Below are 16,847 nucleotides of genomic sequence, written 5' to 3'. Positions count from 1 at the left end.
GACGTTCCGATGAACCGAGTGCTGAAACTGGCCCTGGTGTGCGGCTTGGCCGTCACTGCCGCGTCGTGCCAGTCCGTGCGGCAGCGACTGCCCTTCGGCATGGGCGGCGCCCCGGCCCCCGAGGCCGTCGCCACCGATGGCCAGCGTGTTTCGGTGCTGGAGTTCGAACAGGCCCTGGCGCCGTCGGCGGCCTTGTCGGGCCGTGACTTCTTCCTGCCCGGCCCAACGGCTGTCACCAGCTGGGCTCAGCCGGGCGGCAACGCCGAGAACGCCATCGAGCACGTCATCGCGGCGCCGAACTTCTCTGTCGCCTGGAAGCGCAGCATCGGCGAAGGCTCCTCGCGGACCCAACAGGTGATGTCGCCCGTCGTCGCTGCCGACGGCCGCGTCTACGTGATGGACGGCGAAGCGGGCGTTACCGCTGTGTCGTCCTCGACCGGGGACGTGATCTGGAAGGCCAATGTGCGCGGCGAAGGTCGTGATCGCGGCGGCTTTGGCGGCGGTCTCGCCCTCGGCGGCGGCAAGCTGTTCGTATCGTCGGGCTATCGCTCGATGACGGCGCTGGACCCCGCCACGGGCGCCGTTCTGTGGCGTACCCAGACCGACGCGCCGGTTCACACCGCGCCGACGTTCGCCGCCGGGCGGGTCTTCGCCGTGGACGTTGACGACCAGATCATCGCCTTCGACGCCAACACCGGCCAGTCCGACTGGTCCTATCGCGGCATCATCGAGCCGGCGCGTGTCATGCGCGCCGCCAGCGTCGCGGTGACCGGCGACGCCGTGATCACGCCGTTCGCTTCGGGCGAGCTCATCGCGCTGCGAGCCACCAACGGTCAGCCGCTGTGGTCGGCCACCCTGTCGCGCGCCAGCCGCACCAGCGCCCTGTCGGAGATCCGCGACATCGCCGGCCGCCCGGTGATCAGCCGCGGCTTTGCTTATGCGATCAGCCACTCGGGCGTCATGTCGGCCATCGACGTGCGTTCGGGACAAGCCAAATGGCAGCTGCCGGTGGGCGGGGTGAACGCGCCGCTTCCGGTGGGCGACGTGATCTATGTGGTGACTAAGTCGGCCCAGTTGGTCCTGGTCAATCGCGACACTGGCCAGGTCTACTGGACCCGCGACCTGAACGAGGGCCGCGTTCGTCAGGAGGGCGGCTATTTCGGCCTGTTCGACCGCACGGTGCGTCCGGTGTGGTCTGGTCCCATACTGGCGTCGAACCGCCTTGTGCTGGTCAACTCGGATGGCCAGGCCGTGGCCTACGACCCCAAAACCGGCGCGATCCAGTCCACCATCGACCTGGGTGGCGCGGCCTATATCGCGCCCTCGGCCTACGACGGCGCCCTTTATGTCGTCACTGACCGCGGCGAGCTGGTCTGCATCCGGTAAGATCCTCTCGACATTCTGAAACGCTTTCGGGTCCGGGTGCAGTCGCATCCGGGCCCGTTTCCATCTAAGGCTGCCTTATGGCCCTGAAAGTCGCCATCGTCGGCCGCCCGAACGTCGGCAAGTCGACCCTGTTCAATCGTCTCGTCGGCAAGCGCCTGGCGCTGGTCGACGATCGCCCGGGCGTGACCCGCGACCGTCGCTATGCGGACGGCAACATCGGCGACATGGATCTGACGCTGATCGACACCGCCGGGTACGAGGACGTCACCGACGAAAGCCTCGAGGCGCGGATGCGCGAGCAGACCGAGCTGGCGATGGAAGACGCCGACGTCATCATGTTCATGATGGACGCGCGCGAGGGCGTCACCTCGCTGGATCGTATCTTCGCCGAGCAACTGCGTCGCCAGCACAAGCCGATCATCCTTCTAGCCAACAAGGCCGAGAGCCATGCTTCGGGCGGCGGCGTGGGCGAGGCGCATTCGCTGGGCTTCGGCGAGCCGGTCGCCATTTCGGCAGAGCATGGCGAGGGCATGGCGGATCTGTACGCCGCCTTGCGGGCCGCGTCCGAAGACATCTTCATCGAAGAGATCGATGAGCCCGACAAGCCGATCCGCATCGCCGTCATCGGCCGTCCCAACGCCGGCAAGTCGACCCTGATCAACCGTCTGATCGGTGACGACCGCCTGCTGACCGGACCGGAAGCCGGCATCACGCGAGACAGCATCTCCGTGGATTGGGAGTACGAGGGCCGCAACATCCGCCTGGTCGACACAGCCGGAATGCGGCGCAAGGCGCGGGTGCAGGAGAAGCTGGAGAAGCTGTCGGTCGCCGACACCATCCGCGCCATCACCTTCGCCGAGGTGGTGCTGCTGGTCATGGACAAGGACGACGCCTTCGACACCCAGGACCTGCAACTGGGCGATCTGGTCGAGAGGGAAGGCCGCTGCCTCGTCTATGTCGCGTCCAAGTGGGACCTCGAAGACGAGCCGCAGTCGCGCATGGCGGCGCTGAAGCGGATGGCCGAGGACAAGCTGCCGCAACTGAAGGGCTCGCCCTTCGTGGTGCTGTCGTCCCATTCAGGGCAGGGCGTCGATCGCCTGATGCCGGCCGTCCTCAAGGCCTACGACACCTGGTCCGTGAAGGTGAAGACGAAGGACTTGAACACCTGGCTGTCCATGGCGACCCAGCGGCACCCGCCGCCCGCCGTCGACGGCAAGCGGATCAAGCCGAAATACATCGCCCAGACCAAGGCGCGGCCGCCGACCTTCGTGCTGATGGCCAGCCGGGCCGAGGCCATGCCCGAGCATTACAAGCGCTATCTGATCAACTCGATCCGCGAGAGCTTCGACCTGCCCGGCACGCCGATCCGCCTTACGGTGAAGTCGGGCAGCGCCAACCCCTATGTCGAGGGCGGCGCCAAGTCGGGACCCGAGCGTTTCAAGGGCGCCGCCAAGACGGCCCCGCGCAAGGTCCGCAAGGCTGAGGCGGCCGAGACCCTGTCACACCTGCCCGGCAAGGCGCTGGAACAGAAGAAGGCGCGCGTCGCCAAACCTCGGGTCATCAGCGGCGTGAAGGCGTCGTCGAGCAAGAAGGCCGGCTCCAGCGTGGCCATCCAGAAGGGTGCGCGCGGCGGGGCCCGTCAGGTCTCACGCTCTGGCCGCATCCGGACAGGCCAAAAGCACGCGCCGAAGAAGTCCTAGCCGCCGAACCAGAACCGCCTGCGCGCTCAGACCTTCAGGTCTTTGGGTGGGCGGATCCGACGAAAGCGCGCCTCGATCACGGCGAAGGCCCCGAAAGCCATCAGGCCAAGCGCGGTCAGGCCCAGCAGGGCAGGACCGGCCGGCAGATCTCGGACGCGGTCGATCGCCGAGCCAAAGCTCGGTGTTTGGCTGGCGTGTCCCGTCACGCCGGTCAGAATGAGCAGCAGGGCCAGTGGCGCGTAAGACAGGCCGCGCGCGACGTGGCCGATCCGCGCCAACGGCGTGACGCGGCGGCAAAGGTCAGGCGAACACGACAGGGCGTCCCCGAAGTCCTCGGTCACGGCCTTGAATACATTCAGCCCGCCAACGATCATGACCGCCACGCCCAGGCCGATCATGACCACACCGCCCAGAGGCAGCGTCAGCAGCATCGCCGCCTTTTCCCGGTTCTCTGCTACGTCATCCACCGGCATGCGGGCGTGAACTTCATCCAGCAACTCGAACGCGCCTGAGGCGATGACGGCGTAGGCAAGGCCGCTGAACCCTTGGCCGATGCGCAGTCGTATGGCGTCCCAATCGCGGCCGACGCGATCGGCGTCAAAAATCGCCTGCAGCGCCCGCCAGATCACGAAGCTCCAGAGACCCAGCCCCAGCGTCACGACCCAGATCCTTCCTAGCGGTTGCTGGAACAAGGTCGGCATGACGCCAGTCGTGCTGATCGGTCTGGCTAGGTCCAAGGCGCTGAACAACATGATCAGGCCGACGCTGAGATAGACGAACCCGCGCGCGCCGTAGCCGAAGCGCGCGCTCCACACCGATAGCTGGCCGAAGTCGGGCCGGCGCCGCAGCAGTCGTTTGATCTCGGAACGGCCGCCCAACCAGCGGGGGGTCAAGATGCAGCGGTCCATTCGCGAAAGGCGACGGCGAGCGGCGGGGTGCGGTCCCCGCGCGCCAGGTCGACCATCAGCGGTCCGATCTCCGATGGATGGGGCAGGGTCTCGGGATCTTCGCCGGGATAAGCCTGAGCGCGGATGGCCGTGCGCATCCGGCCGGGATCGATGATGCTGCAGCGGATCGGCGTCGATTCGATCTCGTCGGCCCAGGCCTTGAACAGCGCCTCGGCGCCCGCCTTCGTCGCGGCATACATGCCCCAGAAGGCGCGCGGGGAGGCGGCCAGGCTGCTGGTGAGATAGAGTGCGCGCCCCGCGTCCGATGCCCGCAAAAGGGGCTCGAGAGAGCGGATCAGGCGGTATACGGCGGTGAAGTTGGTCTTCTCGACCTTGGCGAACTCGCGCGGGTCGGCGTGGCTGACGGGCGTCAGACCGGAGGCGCCCAAGGTCGCGGCTGACTGCACCCAGATGTCCAGTCGGCCGAATCGCTCGTACAGGGCGCCGCCCAGACGGTCGATGCCGCCGCCATCGACCAGATCGAACGGCACCAGTGTGGCGTGACGGCCGGTGGCGGCGAAGATGGCGTCATCCAACGCTTCCAGACCGCCCTGCGTACGCGCGGTGGCCACCACCTGCGCGCCCGCCTTGGCCAGCGCCAGGGCGGTCTCATACCCGATACCGCGCGAGGCGCCGACGACCAGGGCGATACGATTGGACAGGGACAAATCCGACATCGGCGCCTGATATCGCGGCGCCGCCACGGCGGGAAGCCGCTTATTCGTTCGCCGGCAGCTTGGAAACGTCGTAGCCCTGGCCCAGATTGAAGACGAACGCCGGTCCCAGGTCGATGGTCTGGTTGGCGTTGGCCAGGTGGATGGTGACGCCGGCGTTGCCGTTCGGCCGATCCACCGGCGACGTGCCGGTCACGAAGTGCAGCTTCCACTCCGAAGTCAGGTTGACGCCGCCGGAGATGACGGGGCTGTACGGCGCGGCGTTCTGCTGGATCATGACTGCGGGAAGGCGGGCGGTCGTCTGACCCTCCGGCGGGGTCTCGACGCGGGCCCAGACGGCCAGCATGAGGACGTCGCCGGCGTGAATGTCGCCGGTCACCGGCATGCCGGCCGAGATGTCCCATTGGTTGGCGCTCTGCTTGGCTTCGATGCGAACGGCCTGACCGCCGGGCACCTCAGCCGCCGGACGCGCACGGGCCGGCCGGCGGAGGCCGATCACATTCCACGCCAGCGAAGGCTGGCCCATGATGTGGCTCATGATGTCGTCTTGCCGAGCCGACGACGGCGCCGCGCTCACGGCTAACGTCGCGAACGCCATGAGTGCGGCCGCCAGGAACTTGGATTTGTGGTTCACGGATGTCTCTCCCCGGCTCCGGCTCATTCGATCGGCCGCAGCTCAGGTCCGAGCGAACACCCGGACGCGGGGAATTTCAAGACTGAAGCGTATTTCAGTCGCCGTCAGTCGGCTGCCACAGGCTGAACGTCAGACCCTGGTCGTCACAGACCCTGCATGACAGGCCGGTCGAGCCCTGTGCGGGCAGGGCGGCCTTGCCACCGAGCTCGGTCACCCTGGCGCAGGCGGCCGTGATGTCATGGACGCGGAAATAGAGGTTGGGAAAACCCCCAACGCGCTCGACCTTGGTGAAGCCAAAGGGCGGCTCGCTGTCCCTCACATGGGCGTAGGTCGCGTGGGATGCGCTGTCGTCGAATGTCCAGCCGAACAGGCCGGCGTAGAAGGCCTTGGCCTTTCCGATGTCGGCGGTCTCGAGGGTGAAGTAGCCGAGCTGAACCATAGGCCGTTAAGCGCTCACCAGCAGGGAAAGTTGCCGCCCGGCCAGATCACGCCCGCCATCCTCGATCTCGCGATCCAGCAGGCGGGTCGGATAGTCGCCGGTGAAGTAGTGATCGGTGAACTGCGGGTGGGCATTGTCGCGACCCGGCTCGCCCATGGCGCGGTAGAGGCCATCGACCGACAGGAAGCCGAGGGTGTCGACTTCCAGCTTCTCGCGCATCTCCTCCAGCGTCAGATTGGCGGCCATCAGCTGGTCCCGCTCGGGCATGTCGATGCCGTAGAAGTCGGGATAGACAATGGGCGGGCTGGCCGAGCGCAGGTGGACCTCCTTGGCCCCGGCGGCGCGCACGGCGCGGACCAGCTTCACCGAGGTCGTTCCGCGCACGATCGAATCGTCGATCAGGACGACGCGCTTGCCCTCCAGCGCAGCCTTGTTGGGGCTGTGCTTCATGCGCACGCCCTTCTGACGGGCGCCTTGGCTGGGCTGGATGAAGGTGCGGCCCAGATAGTGGCTGCGGATGATGCCCATCTCGAACGGGATGCCGCTCTGCTGGGCGTAACCCAGCGCCGCCGGCACGCCGGAATCGGGAACCGGCACGACGATGTCGGCCTCGACCTCATGCTCGGTCGCCAGACCCCGGCCCATGGCCTTGCGAACCTCGTAGACGGAGCGACCGTTCACGACCGAGTCCGGGCGCGAGAAATAGACGTATTCGAACAGGCACGGCCGGGCGGCGCGGGCCGGGAAGGGCTTGATCGACTGCAGGCCGTCCTTATCGATGACGACCACTTCGCCATGCTCGACATCGCGGATGAAGGTGGCGCCGATCATGTCCAGCGCCGCCGTCTCGGACGCCAGCACCCAGGCCTCGCCGACGCGGCCCAGCACCAGCGGGCGGATGCCCAGCGGATCGCGGGCGCCGATCATGCGGCTGCGGGTCTGAGCGACCAGGGCATAGCCGCCCTCTATGCGCGCCAGGGCGTCGATGAAGCGGTCGACGATCTTGGCCTTCCGGCTGCGGGCGATCAGGTGGAGGATGACCTCCGAATCCGAAGTCGACTGAAAGATGGCGCCTTCGCCGACCAGCTGGTTCCGCAGGAACAGGAAGTTGGTCAGGTTGCCGTTGTGGGCGATGGCGATGCCGCCGGTGTCCAGGTCGGCGAACATCGGCTGGATGTTGCGCAGGAAGCTGCCGCCGGCGGTGGAGTAGCGGGTGTGGCCAACGGCCGCGCGGCCCGGCATCCGCTCCGACAGGTTGGAGCCGCCGAACGCCTCGCCCACCAGGCCCATATGGCGCTCGGTGTGGAACCGGGTATCCTTGACGCTGGCGATGCCGCAGGCTTCCTGGCCGCGATGCTGCAGGGCGTGAAGGCCCAGGGCGACGATGGTCGAGCCTTCGTCCTCGTCGGCGCCCCAGACGCCGCAGACGCCGCACTCCAGACGAAGCTGATCGTCGTCCGGATCGCGAAAATGGTCCCTGTGCACGACAGGATCAGCGATCTGATGGGTCATCGAGACGGCTCCGATGACCATGCGGTCATCACTGGCTACGGGACGCGGGCGAAGTATTGCGCGATTGGGGCGTGGGCAAGGCTTGGTCGTCGGAAAAACCGTCGCGAACGGACGATTGCACGACGGGCGTGACCGCATCGACGCCCTTGCCGATGCCCGGCAGGATGAACTGGATCACCCGGGCCGAGACAGCGCTGATCTTGTAGAGCGCCGCATCGGTCAGCCACCGCGGGGTTTTCTCGCCGGGCATGGCGGCCACGACGACCAGATGAATGGCCCCGATCAGAACCAGCGATCGCACGGCGCCGACGATGACGCCGAGGGCGTGATCCACACCGCCCAGATGCGGATGGGCCTGCGCCCGCTTGGACAGGATCGAGCCGAAGATACGGATGCCGAAATAGACGAGACAGAATCCGACCACCGCAGCCGCGATCGATCCGGCCCAGTCGGGTTCGACCAACAGTCGACCCAGCGGCGCCGTCAGCGGCAAGGCGATCAGGGCCAGGAAGGCCGCGAGAACGAAGCTGAACAGCGTGATCAGCTCGCGCACCCCGCCGCGCACCCAACCGGCGGCGGCCGAGGCGAGGATCACCAGAATGGCGAAGACGTCGTAGGCGGTCACCAGCGTCCCTTGGCCTGAAAATGGCTGCGATCCGCCTAATAGCGGTTCTGGGAGATTCTATCGACCGCTTCCGTGAGGCGCGAGACGGTCGTGATTGCGACCCCGTTCGCCTTGGCGGTGACCGGCGGCGACAGAGCCTGGTCGAAGCCCAGCTTCTGCGCCTCCCGCAGGCGAGCCTCGGCCCGGCCCACGGCGCGCACCTCGCCCGACAGGCCGATCTCGCCGAACACGACGCAGCCTTGCGGCAACGGCTTGTCGAGCGCCGAACTGATCAGGGCGGCGGCGGCGGCCAGATCGGCGGCCGGCTCGTTGATGCGCAGGCCGCCCGCGACATTCAGATAGACGTCCTTGTCCCCGAACCCGAGACCGCAGCGGGCCTCCAGTACCGCCAGCAGCATGGCGAGGCGTCCGCCGTCCCATCCGACGACGGCGCGGCGCGGCGTGCCATAGGCCGAGGGCGCCACCAAGGCTTGGATCTCGACCAGCACCGGGCGCGAGCCCTCGATGCCGGCGAAGACGGCGGCGCCGGGCGCGCGGTCCTTGCCTTCGCCGAGGAACAGGGCCGACGGGTTGGCGACTTCGCGCAGGCCCGAATCGCCCATCTCGAACACGCCGATCTCGTCGGTGGCGCCGAAGCGGTTCTTGCCGGCGCGCAGGATGCGGAACGGATAGCCGCGCTCGCCCTCGAAGCTCATTACCGCATCGACCATGTGCTCAACGACGCGAGGACCGGCGACCTGGCCGTCCTTTGTGACGTGCCCCACCAGGATGACGGCGACGCCCTGAGCCTTTGCCAGCCTGACCATTTCTCCGGCGCATGCGCGGACCTGGGTGATCGAGCCGGGGCCGCTTTCGTGGACGTCGGACCACAGGGTCTGGATCGAATCGACGATGACAATGTCGAACCGCTCGCGCTTCAGCGTCGAGAGGATGTCGCGCAGCGCCGTGGCGGCGGCCAGTTCGACGGGGGCGTCGGCCAAGCCCATCCGCTTGGCGCGGGCGCGGATCTGTTCGACGGCCTCCTCGCCCGAGATGTAGGCGACCCGAGCGCCCCTCAAACCTGCCTTGGCGCAGACTTCCAGCAACAGGGTGGACTTGCCGACGCCGGGGTCGCCCGACAGCAGAATCGCCGAGCCGGGCACGACGCCGCCGCCGCAGACGCGGTCGAACTCGGCCACGCCGGTCAGGATGCGGGGCGGTTCAGGAGTGTCGGACTGGAGCGTTTCGAAGTTTAGCCCGCCGCGCCGGGACGCTGCGGCGGTGGGCTTGATGGCGCCAGGCGGGGCGGCGCGGCTCTCCTCAACCAGGACATTCCACTGATTGCAGCCGCTGCACTGGCCGGCCCACTTGCCGTGGACCGTCCCGCAGGACTGACAGACATAGATCGCGCCGTCTTTCGCCATTGGGATGGCTTAGCGGAAGAGGTGCGTCGGTGGCAGGGGGCGCCGAAGCGGCTGCGACCGACTTTGGCGTGGGTCAGCCGACGTAGCGGCGGGGCACGCGAGGGGTGATGGAGGTGATCAGCTCATAGCTGATCGTGCCCGCATCGGCGGCCGCGTCGTCGATCAGGCGGTTGGGGCCGAACAGTTCGATGCTGTCGCCGACCGTGACGTCGAGGCCGGTGACATCGACGGCGCAGACGTCCATCGAGACGCGGCCGAGGATGGGGCGGAGTTCGCCGGCGACGAAGACTTGACCGGCGGGCTTGCCGTGCCGGGCGCCGTAGGAACGCAGCACCCCGTCGGCATAGCCCGTGGCGCAGGTGGCGATGCGGAGGGGGGCTTCCGCCGTGTAGCCACGCGAGTAGCCGATGGTCTCGCCGGCCGGAACGTCGCGGACCTGGACGATTTGGGCCAAGAGGGTCGCGACAGGCGCGATGCGGTCGTCGGGCCGCCCCTCGGGGCCGCCGCCGTAGAGGCAGATGCCTGGCCGCACGGCGTCGAAGGCGTAGTCCGGACCTAGGAAACTGCCGCCCGAGTTGGCGAACGATTTCAGGGCATTCGGATAGCGGGCTGAGACGGCGGCGAAGGCGTCGCGCTGGCGCCGGTTCATCGGCTCGGCGTGATCGTCGCCGCAGGCCAGGTGGCTCATCACCAGGGCCAGGCCCGCGAACGGCTCTGGCGCATCCTCGACGCGGAAGCCCAGCCGGTTCATGCCGGTGTCGATCTGCAGCCCGCAGGCGCCGCCGCCGGAGCCCAGCCAGGCCTGCAGCTGGGCCGGCTGATTGATGACGGGGCGCAGGTCGGCGGCACGAAACGCATCGGGGGTGGCGCCGTGCAAGCCGTCCAGCACATAGATGTCCGGCTCCGCGCCGAGCACCGGCCGCAGGGCCAGACCCTCGGCCGCGCGGGCGACGAAGAAGGTGCGCGCCCCCTCGGCCAGCAACCGCCCGGCGCAGGCTTCGGCTCCCAGGCCGTAGCTGTTCGCCTTAACGACCGGATGCACCGGCCGGCCGGAGACGCGTTCCAGCGTCCGATAATTGCGCACGAGGGCGCTCAGGTCGACAGACAGCGTGGCGGGGGAGGGCATCGCGGTGCTTTAGCGCCTCTCTCCTCCCCATGAAATGGGGAGGTGGCGCGAAGCGACGGAGGGGCGCCACACACGTCGCGCTTGACCAGCCCCTCCACCACTTCGTGGTCCCCCTCCCCATTTCATGGGGAGGAAAAGCCTTACTCGTAGCTGGCGTACCGATCGCCGTGGGCCAGGTTGCCGAAGCGGGTGGTGTCTTCATCGAAGCTGAGTTTGACGATGCCGATGGGGCCGTGGCGCTGTTTTCCGATGACGACCTCGGCCTGGTGACGCAGGCGGTCCATGTCTTCCTGCCATTGCAGGTGCTCGGGCGAGCCTTCGCGCGGCTCGGTGCGGCCCAGGTAGTAGCTCTCGCGGTAGACGAACATGACGCAGTCCGCGTCCTGCTCGATCGAGCCGGATTCGCGCAGGTCCGACAGCTGCGGCCGCTTGTCCTCGCGCTGCTCGACCTGACGCGACAGCTGCGACAGGGCGATGATCGGGACGTTCAGCTCCTTGGCCAGGGCTTTCAGGCCGCCGGTGATCTCGGAGACCTCCTGCACGCGGTTTTTCTGGCCGCCGTTGTCGCCCGTGGTGATCAGCTGGAGGTAGTCGACGATGATCAGATCCAGACCCTGTTCGTTGCGCTTCAGGCGCCGCGCCCGGGCCGCCAGTTTGGACATGGCCAGGCCGCCGGTGGCGTCGATGTAGAGCGGCGCCTCACCAATCTCGATGGCGGCGTCGCGGACACGGCCGTAGTCGGCGGCGTCGATCTCGCCCTTGCGCAGCTTGTCGGACGAGACGCCCGAGGCGTCGGCCAGGATCCGCATAGCCAGCTGTTCGGCGCTCATTTCCAGCGAGAAGAAGGCGACCACGCCCCCATTGACCGTCTTGCGACCCTCGGGCGTCGGCTCCCACTGATAGCTACGGGCCACGTTGAAGGCGATGTTGGTCGCCAGCGCGGTCTTGCCCATCGACGGGCGGCCGGCGAGGATCAGCAGGTCGGAGGGGTGCATTCCGCCCAGCTTCTGGTCCAGATCCGTCAGCTGGGTGGCCAGGCCGGCCAGCTTTCCGTCGCGCTGGTAGGCTTCGCCCGCCATCTGAACCGCGCCGGACAAAGCGTGGGAAAAACTGACGAAACCGCTGGACGGCTTGCCGGTTTCGGCCAAGGTGTATAGCGACGCTTCGGCCTGTTCGATCTGGTCCATGGCCGCGGTCGCAGGGTCGGGCGCCTCGCGCATGATGTCGCCGCCGATGCGGATCAGATCGCGGCGTAGGGCCAGGTCGTAGACCAGGCGGGCGTAGTCGGCGGCGTTGGCGGCGGGCGGCGCGCGGTCCACGAGATCGGCCAGATAGCGCAGGCCGCCAAAGGTCTGGAACGCCTGATCCTGCTTGAACCGCTCCATAAGTACGGTCGGGTCCGCCAACAGGCCCTGACGGATGTGATCCTCGATGGCGTCGAACAGCCGCTGGTGGAACGGCTCGTAGAAGTGACTGCCGCGCAGACGGTCGCTCAACCGCTCGAAGGCCGAGTTGTCGAACAGCAGGGCGCCCAGCAGCGCCTGCTCCGCCTCCAGATTGTGAGGCGGGGCGGCGACGCTGATCGCGTCGTCATTGGGCGGACCGAAAGGCAGGGGGGCGAAGGCGTTCATTCGTTAACGCATTGGCCCATGCGCCCGCCCGGCGACAGATGCGGTCGTCGGGTTCCATGGGGACAGTTGGGCCGGGGGTGTGGATCGGGCCGGTTTCGTTGTCCCGCCCGGACAGGGTGATCTCGTTCGTTGCCCGACTCCGCCCGGGGCGGTAAGGCGTTCGGCCTTCCCGAGACTTGAAGCCCCCAGAATACAAAAGACCGCCATGCACGACATCCGCGCCATCCGTGACGAGCCCCAGCGTTTTATCGACGGCTGGACCTCGCGTGGCGTCGACGGGGCGGAGGGCCTGGTGGCCGAGATCCTGGCGCTGGATGCGAAGCTGCGCGCCGCCCAGACGGCGGGGCAGGAGGCGCTGGCCAAACGCAACGCGGCGTCCAAGGCCATCGGCGCGGCCATGGGCCGAAAGGACATGGCCGAGGCGGACCGGCTGAAGGCCGAGGTCGAGGGGCTGAAGGGCGAGATCGGCGCGCAGGAGGGCGTGGAGGCGCAGGCGGGCAAGGCGCTGCGTGACCTGCTGGCGGCGCAGAAGAACCTGGCTGACGCCTCTGTGCCGGACGGCGAGGACGAGACGGGCAATGTCGAGACCGGCGTCTGGGGCGAACCGCGTCGGACCGGGCCGGCCAAGGACCACGCCGATCTGGGCGAGGCGCTGGGCCTGCTGGACTTCGGGGCGGCGGCGAAGATGTCGGGCGCGCGGTTCGCGGTGCTGAAGGGCGGGCTGGCGCGGCTGGAACGCGCCATCGGCCAGTTCATGCTGGATTTGCAGACGGGCGAGCACGGCTATCAGGAGGTGGCGCCGCCGTATCTGGTGCGCGACGAGGCGATGTTCGGCACGGGGCAACTTCCGAAATTTAAAGACGATCTATTCTGCATTGGCACAGACTGGGATGAGGTTGCTGAGCTGTTGTCGAGGCATCCACATGCACTTCAGGCGACGGCTTTTCCCGATGCGCCCAGCGATCTCGAATTCGAGATGGCTACTGGGCGCTTCGCGTCTGAGCGCCGGTGGCTCATTCCCACCGCCGAAGTCTCCCTGACTAACCTCGTGCGAGAGCAAATCCTGCCCGAGGACGACATCGCCACCCCCATGCGCCTGACCGCCCTGACGCCGTGCTTCCGCGCCGAGGCGGGGTCGGCGGGGCGGGATACGCGGGGGCTGATCCGGCAGCACCAGTTCTCGAAGGTCGAGATGGTGTCGATCACCCGGCCGGAGGATTCAGACGCCGAGCATGAGCGGATGACAGGGTGCGCGGAGGCGGTGCTGAAGGCGCTGGAGCTGCCCTATCGCCGGATGCTGCTGTGCAAGGGCGACATGGGGTTCTCGGCGCGCAAGACCTTCGATCTGGAGGTCTGGCTGCCCAGCCAGGACACCTATCGCGAGATCAGTTCCTGCTCGAACTGCGGGGATTTCCAGGCGCGGCGCATGGACGCTCGGTTCAAGCGGGCGGGCGAGAAGAAGACGGAGTTCGTGCACACGCTGAACGGCTCGGGCCTGGCGGTCGGGCGGACGCTAGTGGCGGTGATGGAGAATTATCAGGACGAGGGCGGGCGGATCGCCGTGCCGGAGGTTCTGAAGCCTTACATGGGCGGGGTCACACATGTGGGGGGCGCGGCGTGAGTCCCTCTCCCAGAGGGAGAGGGCTTGAGGCCCGCAGAGCGCGGCGATGCGTCTTGGCCGAAAGGGTGAGGGGACTGCCCTCACCGGTTGGCCGCCCACCCCTCACCCTTTCGCGCAAGGACGACGGCTTTGCCGCCGTGCGCTCAAGCCCTCTCCCTCAGGAAGAGGGTAGGGTTGGCGCGCGATGAGAATCCTCCTGACCAACGATGATGGGATCGAGGCCGAGGGCCTGGCTTGCCTCGAACGCATCGCCCGCGTCTTGTCCGACGACGTCTGGGTGTGCGCGCCGGCGGTGGAGCAGTCGGGCAAGGGGCGGGGGATCACCCTGACCGAGCCGCTGCGGGTCAACCGGCTGGGTGACCAGCGGTTCGCGGTGACGGGGACGCCGACGGACTGTGTCGTGCTGGCGGTCAACGATCTGATGCCCGAGCGGCCGGACCTGGTGCTGTCGGGGGTCAACCGGGGGCACAACATCGGCGAGGACGTCAGCTATTCCGGGACGGTCGCGGGGGCCCTGCAGGGGATGGCGTTCGGCATCCGCTCCATCGCATTGAGCCAGAGCCTGGAGCGATTCCACGACGAGGTGATCGCGCACTGGGAGACGGCCGAGGCGTTGGCGCCCGCGATCATAAGCCGCCTCCTGGAGCAACGCTGGGCGCCCGGCGTGGTGATGAACCTGAACTTCCCGACGCGGGCGCCCGAGGACGTCACCGAGGTCGAGGTGACGCGGCAGGGCTTCCGCGACGTGGGCGAGATGCATGCGGTGAAGCGCACCGACCTGCGGGGGCGCGACTACTACTGGATGAGCTTCCGCGGAAAGCGGCAGGAGTTCGCGCCGGGCACCGACCTGCGCGCCGTGGCGGACGGCAAGATCTCGGTCACGCCCCTGCACATCGACCTGACGCACATGACCAGCGTCAACGACCTGAAGAAGGTGCTGGGCGGAGCGCCGCCCAAGGCGGTCGCCGCCGGATGAACCTGCACGACGATCGCGCCGGGCGCCTGATCCTGGGGCTGCGACGCCAGGGGGTGACGGACCCGCGCGTGCTGGCGGCGATGGAGTCGATCGATCGCGCCGTCTTCGTTCACGAGCGTTTCCTGGACCAGGCGTGGGAGGATCAGGCCCTGCCGATCGACTGCGCCCAGACGATCAGCCAGCCCTATATCGTCGGCCTGATGACCCAGGCGCTGGACGTCCAGCCGCGCCATCGGGTGCTCGAGATCGGAACCGGCAGCGGCTATCAGTGCGCGGTGCTGAGCCGGCTGGCGCGCTACGTCTATTCGGTGGAGCGATACCGAAGCCTGCTGGTCGACGCGGAGGCCAAGCTGCGGACGCTGGAGATCGACAATGTGATCACCCAGCACGGCGACGGCGGCCTTGGCTGGCCGCAACAGGCGCCGTTCGACCGGATCATGGTCACAGCCGCCTCGCCGGGCGAACCGACCGAGCTGCTGAAACAGCTGAAGCCCGGCGGGGTCCTTGTGGCGCCCGTGGGGCGGACCTCGGTGCAGATGCTGCATCGCTACGTCGGCCAGCCGGACGGGTCGTTCCGCCGCGAGAGCCTGACCGAAGTGCGGTTCGTTCCCCTGGTCGAGGGCACTGCGAAGGAGGGCGGGTGATGCGCTGGATGGCCGGCTTGGCAGCGGGGTGCACGATGTTCGCGGCGTCGCCGGCGTTCGCGACGCAATGGATCGGCTATTTCGAATACGGCTCGGCCGATATGTCGCCGGCCGGCTACAGCGCCGCCCGCAGCGCGGCCGCCTATGTCCGCATGGCGGGCGAGAAGCCGGTCCGCGTTCTGATCACCGCCCATATGGATGCGGCCGAGGCCGACGAGTTCAGCGACGAGTTGGGCCTGCGTCGTGCTCAGTCCATGGCGACCGAGCTGGTCTCGTTGGGGGTCGATCCGGCCTTGATTGAATTGCACTCGCGCGGCGCGACGCAGCGGGCGCGGCCGACAGCGGATCATGTGCGGGAGCCGCTGAACAGGCGCGCGCTGATCGAAGTGATTTTCTGACGGCCCCTTTCAGGCGGCCAAACTTTCGCGCCATTGGCGAGCTTGGCTACGGCGGGCGAATGGAGGACGGGCATGATCGATACACGGCAAGTCGCGCGGGCGGCGATCCTGATCTGCGGCATGATGATGCTGGCGGCGTGTGGGACGTACCCCAGCGAGCCGCGCTATCCGACGCATCCGATCAGCCTGCCGGCCCCGCAGCCGGTGCAACCCGAACCCTATGAACCGCCGGCGCCTGATCGTGCGCCGATCGCGCCGATCGAGGGCGGCTCCCTGCCGCCGCCGGCCGCGCGTCCGTCGACCGCACCGCAACCGACATATCAGCCGCCCGCCAGCACGCCGGCGCCCTCGCGCCCGCCGGTTTCGGCCATCCCGTCGATGCCTGGCGCGCCCGTCGCCTATGTGATTCAGCCCGGGGACACGATCTCGGGCGTCGGGCGGCGCTTCCAGACGCCGGTCCAGACGCTGATCGATTTGAACAACCTGGGTCCGCGCGCCGCCATTTCGTCGGGGCAGGCGCTCCGCCTGCCTGACACGGCCGTGGACGTCGGCTCTGATCCGTACGCGACCGGCCCCTCACCCGTTGGCGTGATGGTGCTGGAAAGCGGCGCGACGCCCCCGCCGCCGCCGCCGCCGCCGTCCGGCAATCCGCCCGCGCCGCGCTCGCTGCCGACCCAGTCGGTCGTTGCGCCGCCCGTCTCGAACGCAGCCATGCCATCGCCGGTGTCGACCGGTTCGACCCAGTTCCAGTGGCCGGTGCGTGGCGAAATCGTGCGGCGCTTTGGACCCGCGGGCATGGGCGAGCGCAACAACGGGATCAACATCGCCGCCGCCGAAGGCGCAGAGGTGCGGGCCGCCGCCGCCGGTCGCGTGGCCTACGTCGGCGATCAACTGGTCGGGCAGGGGCTCACGGTTCTGATCGTTCACCGCGACGGTTGGCGCACGGTCTATGGCCACCTGGGCTCGTCCAGCGTGGACGACGGCGCCGACGTGCGGGCGGGCCAGGTCATCGGCACGGTCGGCGCGACGGCCGGAGACGGCCGCCCCTCAATGCACTTCGAAGCGCGCCGGATGCAGGGCGACGAACCGGTCGCGGTCGACCCCCAGAGCGTCCTCCCGCGATAGGCCGAT

16 protein-coding genes are annotated in these 16,847 nt (G+C 68.1%); 7 read left to right on the top strand and 9 right to left on the bottom strand.

The features are described from left to right. Nucleotides 1–9: 9 nt before the first annotated feature. Nucleotides 10–1,386, top strand: a complete 1,377-nt coding sequence (locus ASG17_RS10770) for a PQQ-like beta-propeller repeat protein (RefSeq protein ID WP_056103453.1) — start codon at nt 10–12, stop codon at nt 1,384–1,386. Nucleotides 1,387–1,463: 77 nt separating this feature from the next. Further along, the gene (gene der / locus ASG17_RS10765) at nt 1,464–3,086 is read left to right on the top strand and encodes a ribosome biogenesis GTPase Der (RefSeq protein ID WP_056102910.1); all 1,623 of its coding nucleotides are present in this window, start codon (nt 1,464–1,466) and stop codon (nt 3,084–3,086) included. A gap of 26 nt (nt 3,087–3,112) precedes the next feature. Here der and ASG17_RS10760 read toward each other — a convergent pair whose 3' ends face one another. The 9 genes from ASG17_RS10760 to ASG17_RS10720 form a co-directional block, all read right to left on the bottom strand. After that, nucleotides 3,113–3,979, bottom strand: coding sequence for a DUF1206 domain-containing protein (locus tag ASG17_RS10760; protein WP_200935055.1), 867 nt, complete (start codon nt 3,977–3,979; stop codon nt 3,113–3,115). After that, the gene (locus ASG17_RS10755; protein ID WP_056103451.1) at nt 3,976–4,710 is read right to left on the bottom strand and encodes an SDR family NAD(P)-dependent oxidoreductase; all 735 of its coding nucleotides are present in this window, start codon (nt 4,708–4,710) and stop codon (nt 3,976–3,978) included. The genes ASG17_RS10760 and ASG17_RS10755 overlap by 4 nt, the downstream gene beginning before the upstream one ends. Nucleotides 4,711–4,750: 40 nt before the next feature. After that, nucleotides 4,751–5,341: a hypothetical protein gene (locus ASG17_RS10750; protein WP_056102905.1), complete on the bottom strand. Its 591-nt coding sequence runs from the start codon at nt 5,339–5,341 to the stop codon at nt 4,751–4,753. Between the two features lie 94 nt (nt 5,342–5,435). Then, entirely contained in the window at nt 5,436–5,780 is a 345-nt protein-coding gene (locus ASG17_RS10745) for a VOC family protein (protein WP_056102904.1), read from the bottom strand. Between the two features lie 6 nt (nt 5,781–5,786). Continuing rightward, nucleotides 5,787–7,292: an amidophosphoribosyltransferase gene (gene purF / locus ASG17_RS10740; RefSeq protein ID WP_056103448.1), complete on the bottom strand. Its 1,506-nt coding sequence runs from the start codon at nt 7,290–7,292 to the stop codon at nt 5,787–5,789. Between the two features lie 28 nt (nt 7,293–7,320). After that, the gene (locus tag ASG17_RS10735; RefSeq protein ID WP_056102902.1) at nt 7,321–7,917 is read right to left on the bottom strand and encodes a CvpA family protein; all 597 of its coding nucleotides are present in this window, start codon (nt 7,915–7,917) and stop codon (nt 7,321–7,323) included. Nucleotides 7,918–7,952: 35 nt separating this feature from the next. Next, nucleotides 7,953–9,320, bottom strand: a complete 1,368-nt coding sequence (gene radA, locus ASG17_RS10730) for a DNA repair protein RadA (protein ID WP_056102901.1) — start codon at nt 9,318–9,320, stop codon at nt 7,953–7,955. Between the two features lie 73 nt (nt 9,321–9,393). Next, complete coding sequence (alr, locus tag ASG17_RS10725) at nt 9,394–10,446, bottom strand: alanine racemase (RefSeq protein ID WP_056102898.1); 1,053 nt, start codon at nt 10,444–10,446, stop codon at nt 9,394–9,396. Nucleotides 10,447–10,586: 140 nt separating this feature from the next. Then, nucleotides 10,587–12,077, bottom strand: a complete 1,491-nt coding sequence (locus tag ASG17_RS10720; protein ID WP_056102895.1) for a replicative DNA helicase — start codon at nt 12,075–12,077, stop codon at nt 10,587–10,589. 205 nt (nt 12,078–12,282) lie between these two features. On the opposite strand from ASG17_RS10720, the gene serS reads away from it, so the two are divergent. The 5 genes from serS (at nt 12,283) to ASG17_RS10695 (ending at nt 16,841) form a co-directional block, all read left to right on the top strand. Next, the gene (gene serS, locus ASG17_RS10715; protein ID WP_056102892.1) at nt 12,283–13,698 is read left to right on the top strand and encodes a serine--tRNA ligase; all 1,416 of its coding nucleotides are present in this window, start codon (nt 12,283–12,285) and stop codon (nt 13,696–13,698) included. A 184-nt stretch (nt 13,699–13,882) separates the two neighbouring features. Continuing rightward, nucleotides 13,883–14,674 carry a 5'/3'-nucleotidase SurE gene (gene surE / locus ASG17_RS10710; RefSeq protein WP_056102890.1) on the top strand — a complete coding sequence of 264 codons (792 nt, stop codon included), beginning with the start codon at nt 13,883–13,885 and terminating at the stop codon, nt 14,672–14,674. After that, nucleotides 14,671–15,318 carry a protein-L-isoaspartate(D-aspartate) O-methyltransferase gene (locus ASG17_RS10705; protein WP_056102888.1) on the top strand — a complete coding sequence of 216 codons (648 nt, stop codon included), beginning with the start codon at nt 14,671–14,673 and terminating at the stop codon, nt 15,316–15,318. The genes surE and ASG17_RS10705 overlap by 4 nt, the downstream gene beginning before the upstream one ends. Continuing rightward, on the top strand, nt 15,318–15,716 hold the full coding sequence (locus ASG17_RS10700; protein WP_056102885.1) for an OmpA family protein: 399 nt from the start codon (nt 15,318–15,320) through the stop codon (nt 15,714–15,716). The genes ASG17_RS10705 and ASG17_RS10700 overlap by 1 nt, the downstream gene beginning before the upstream one ends. 72 nt (nt 15,717–15,788) lie before the next feature. Beyond that, on the top strand, nt 15,789–16,841 hold the full coding sequence (locus ASG17_RS10695) for a peptidoglycan DD-metalloendopeptidase family protein (RefSeq protein ID WP_056102882.1): 1,053 nt from the start codon (nt 15,789–15,791) through the stop codon (nt 16,839–16,841). Nucleotides 16,842–16,847 lie beyond the last annotated feature (6 nt).

The organism is Brevundimonas sp. Leaf363 (assembly GCF_001424025.1).
In the GTDB taxonomy this organism is placed as follows: Bacteria; Pseudomonadota; Alphaproteobacteria; order Caulobacterales; family Caulobacteraceae; genus Brevundimonas.
This window is presented reverse-complemented; position numbering and strand designations above follow the sequence as displayed.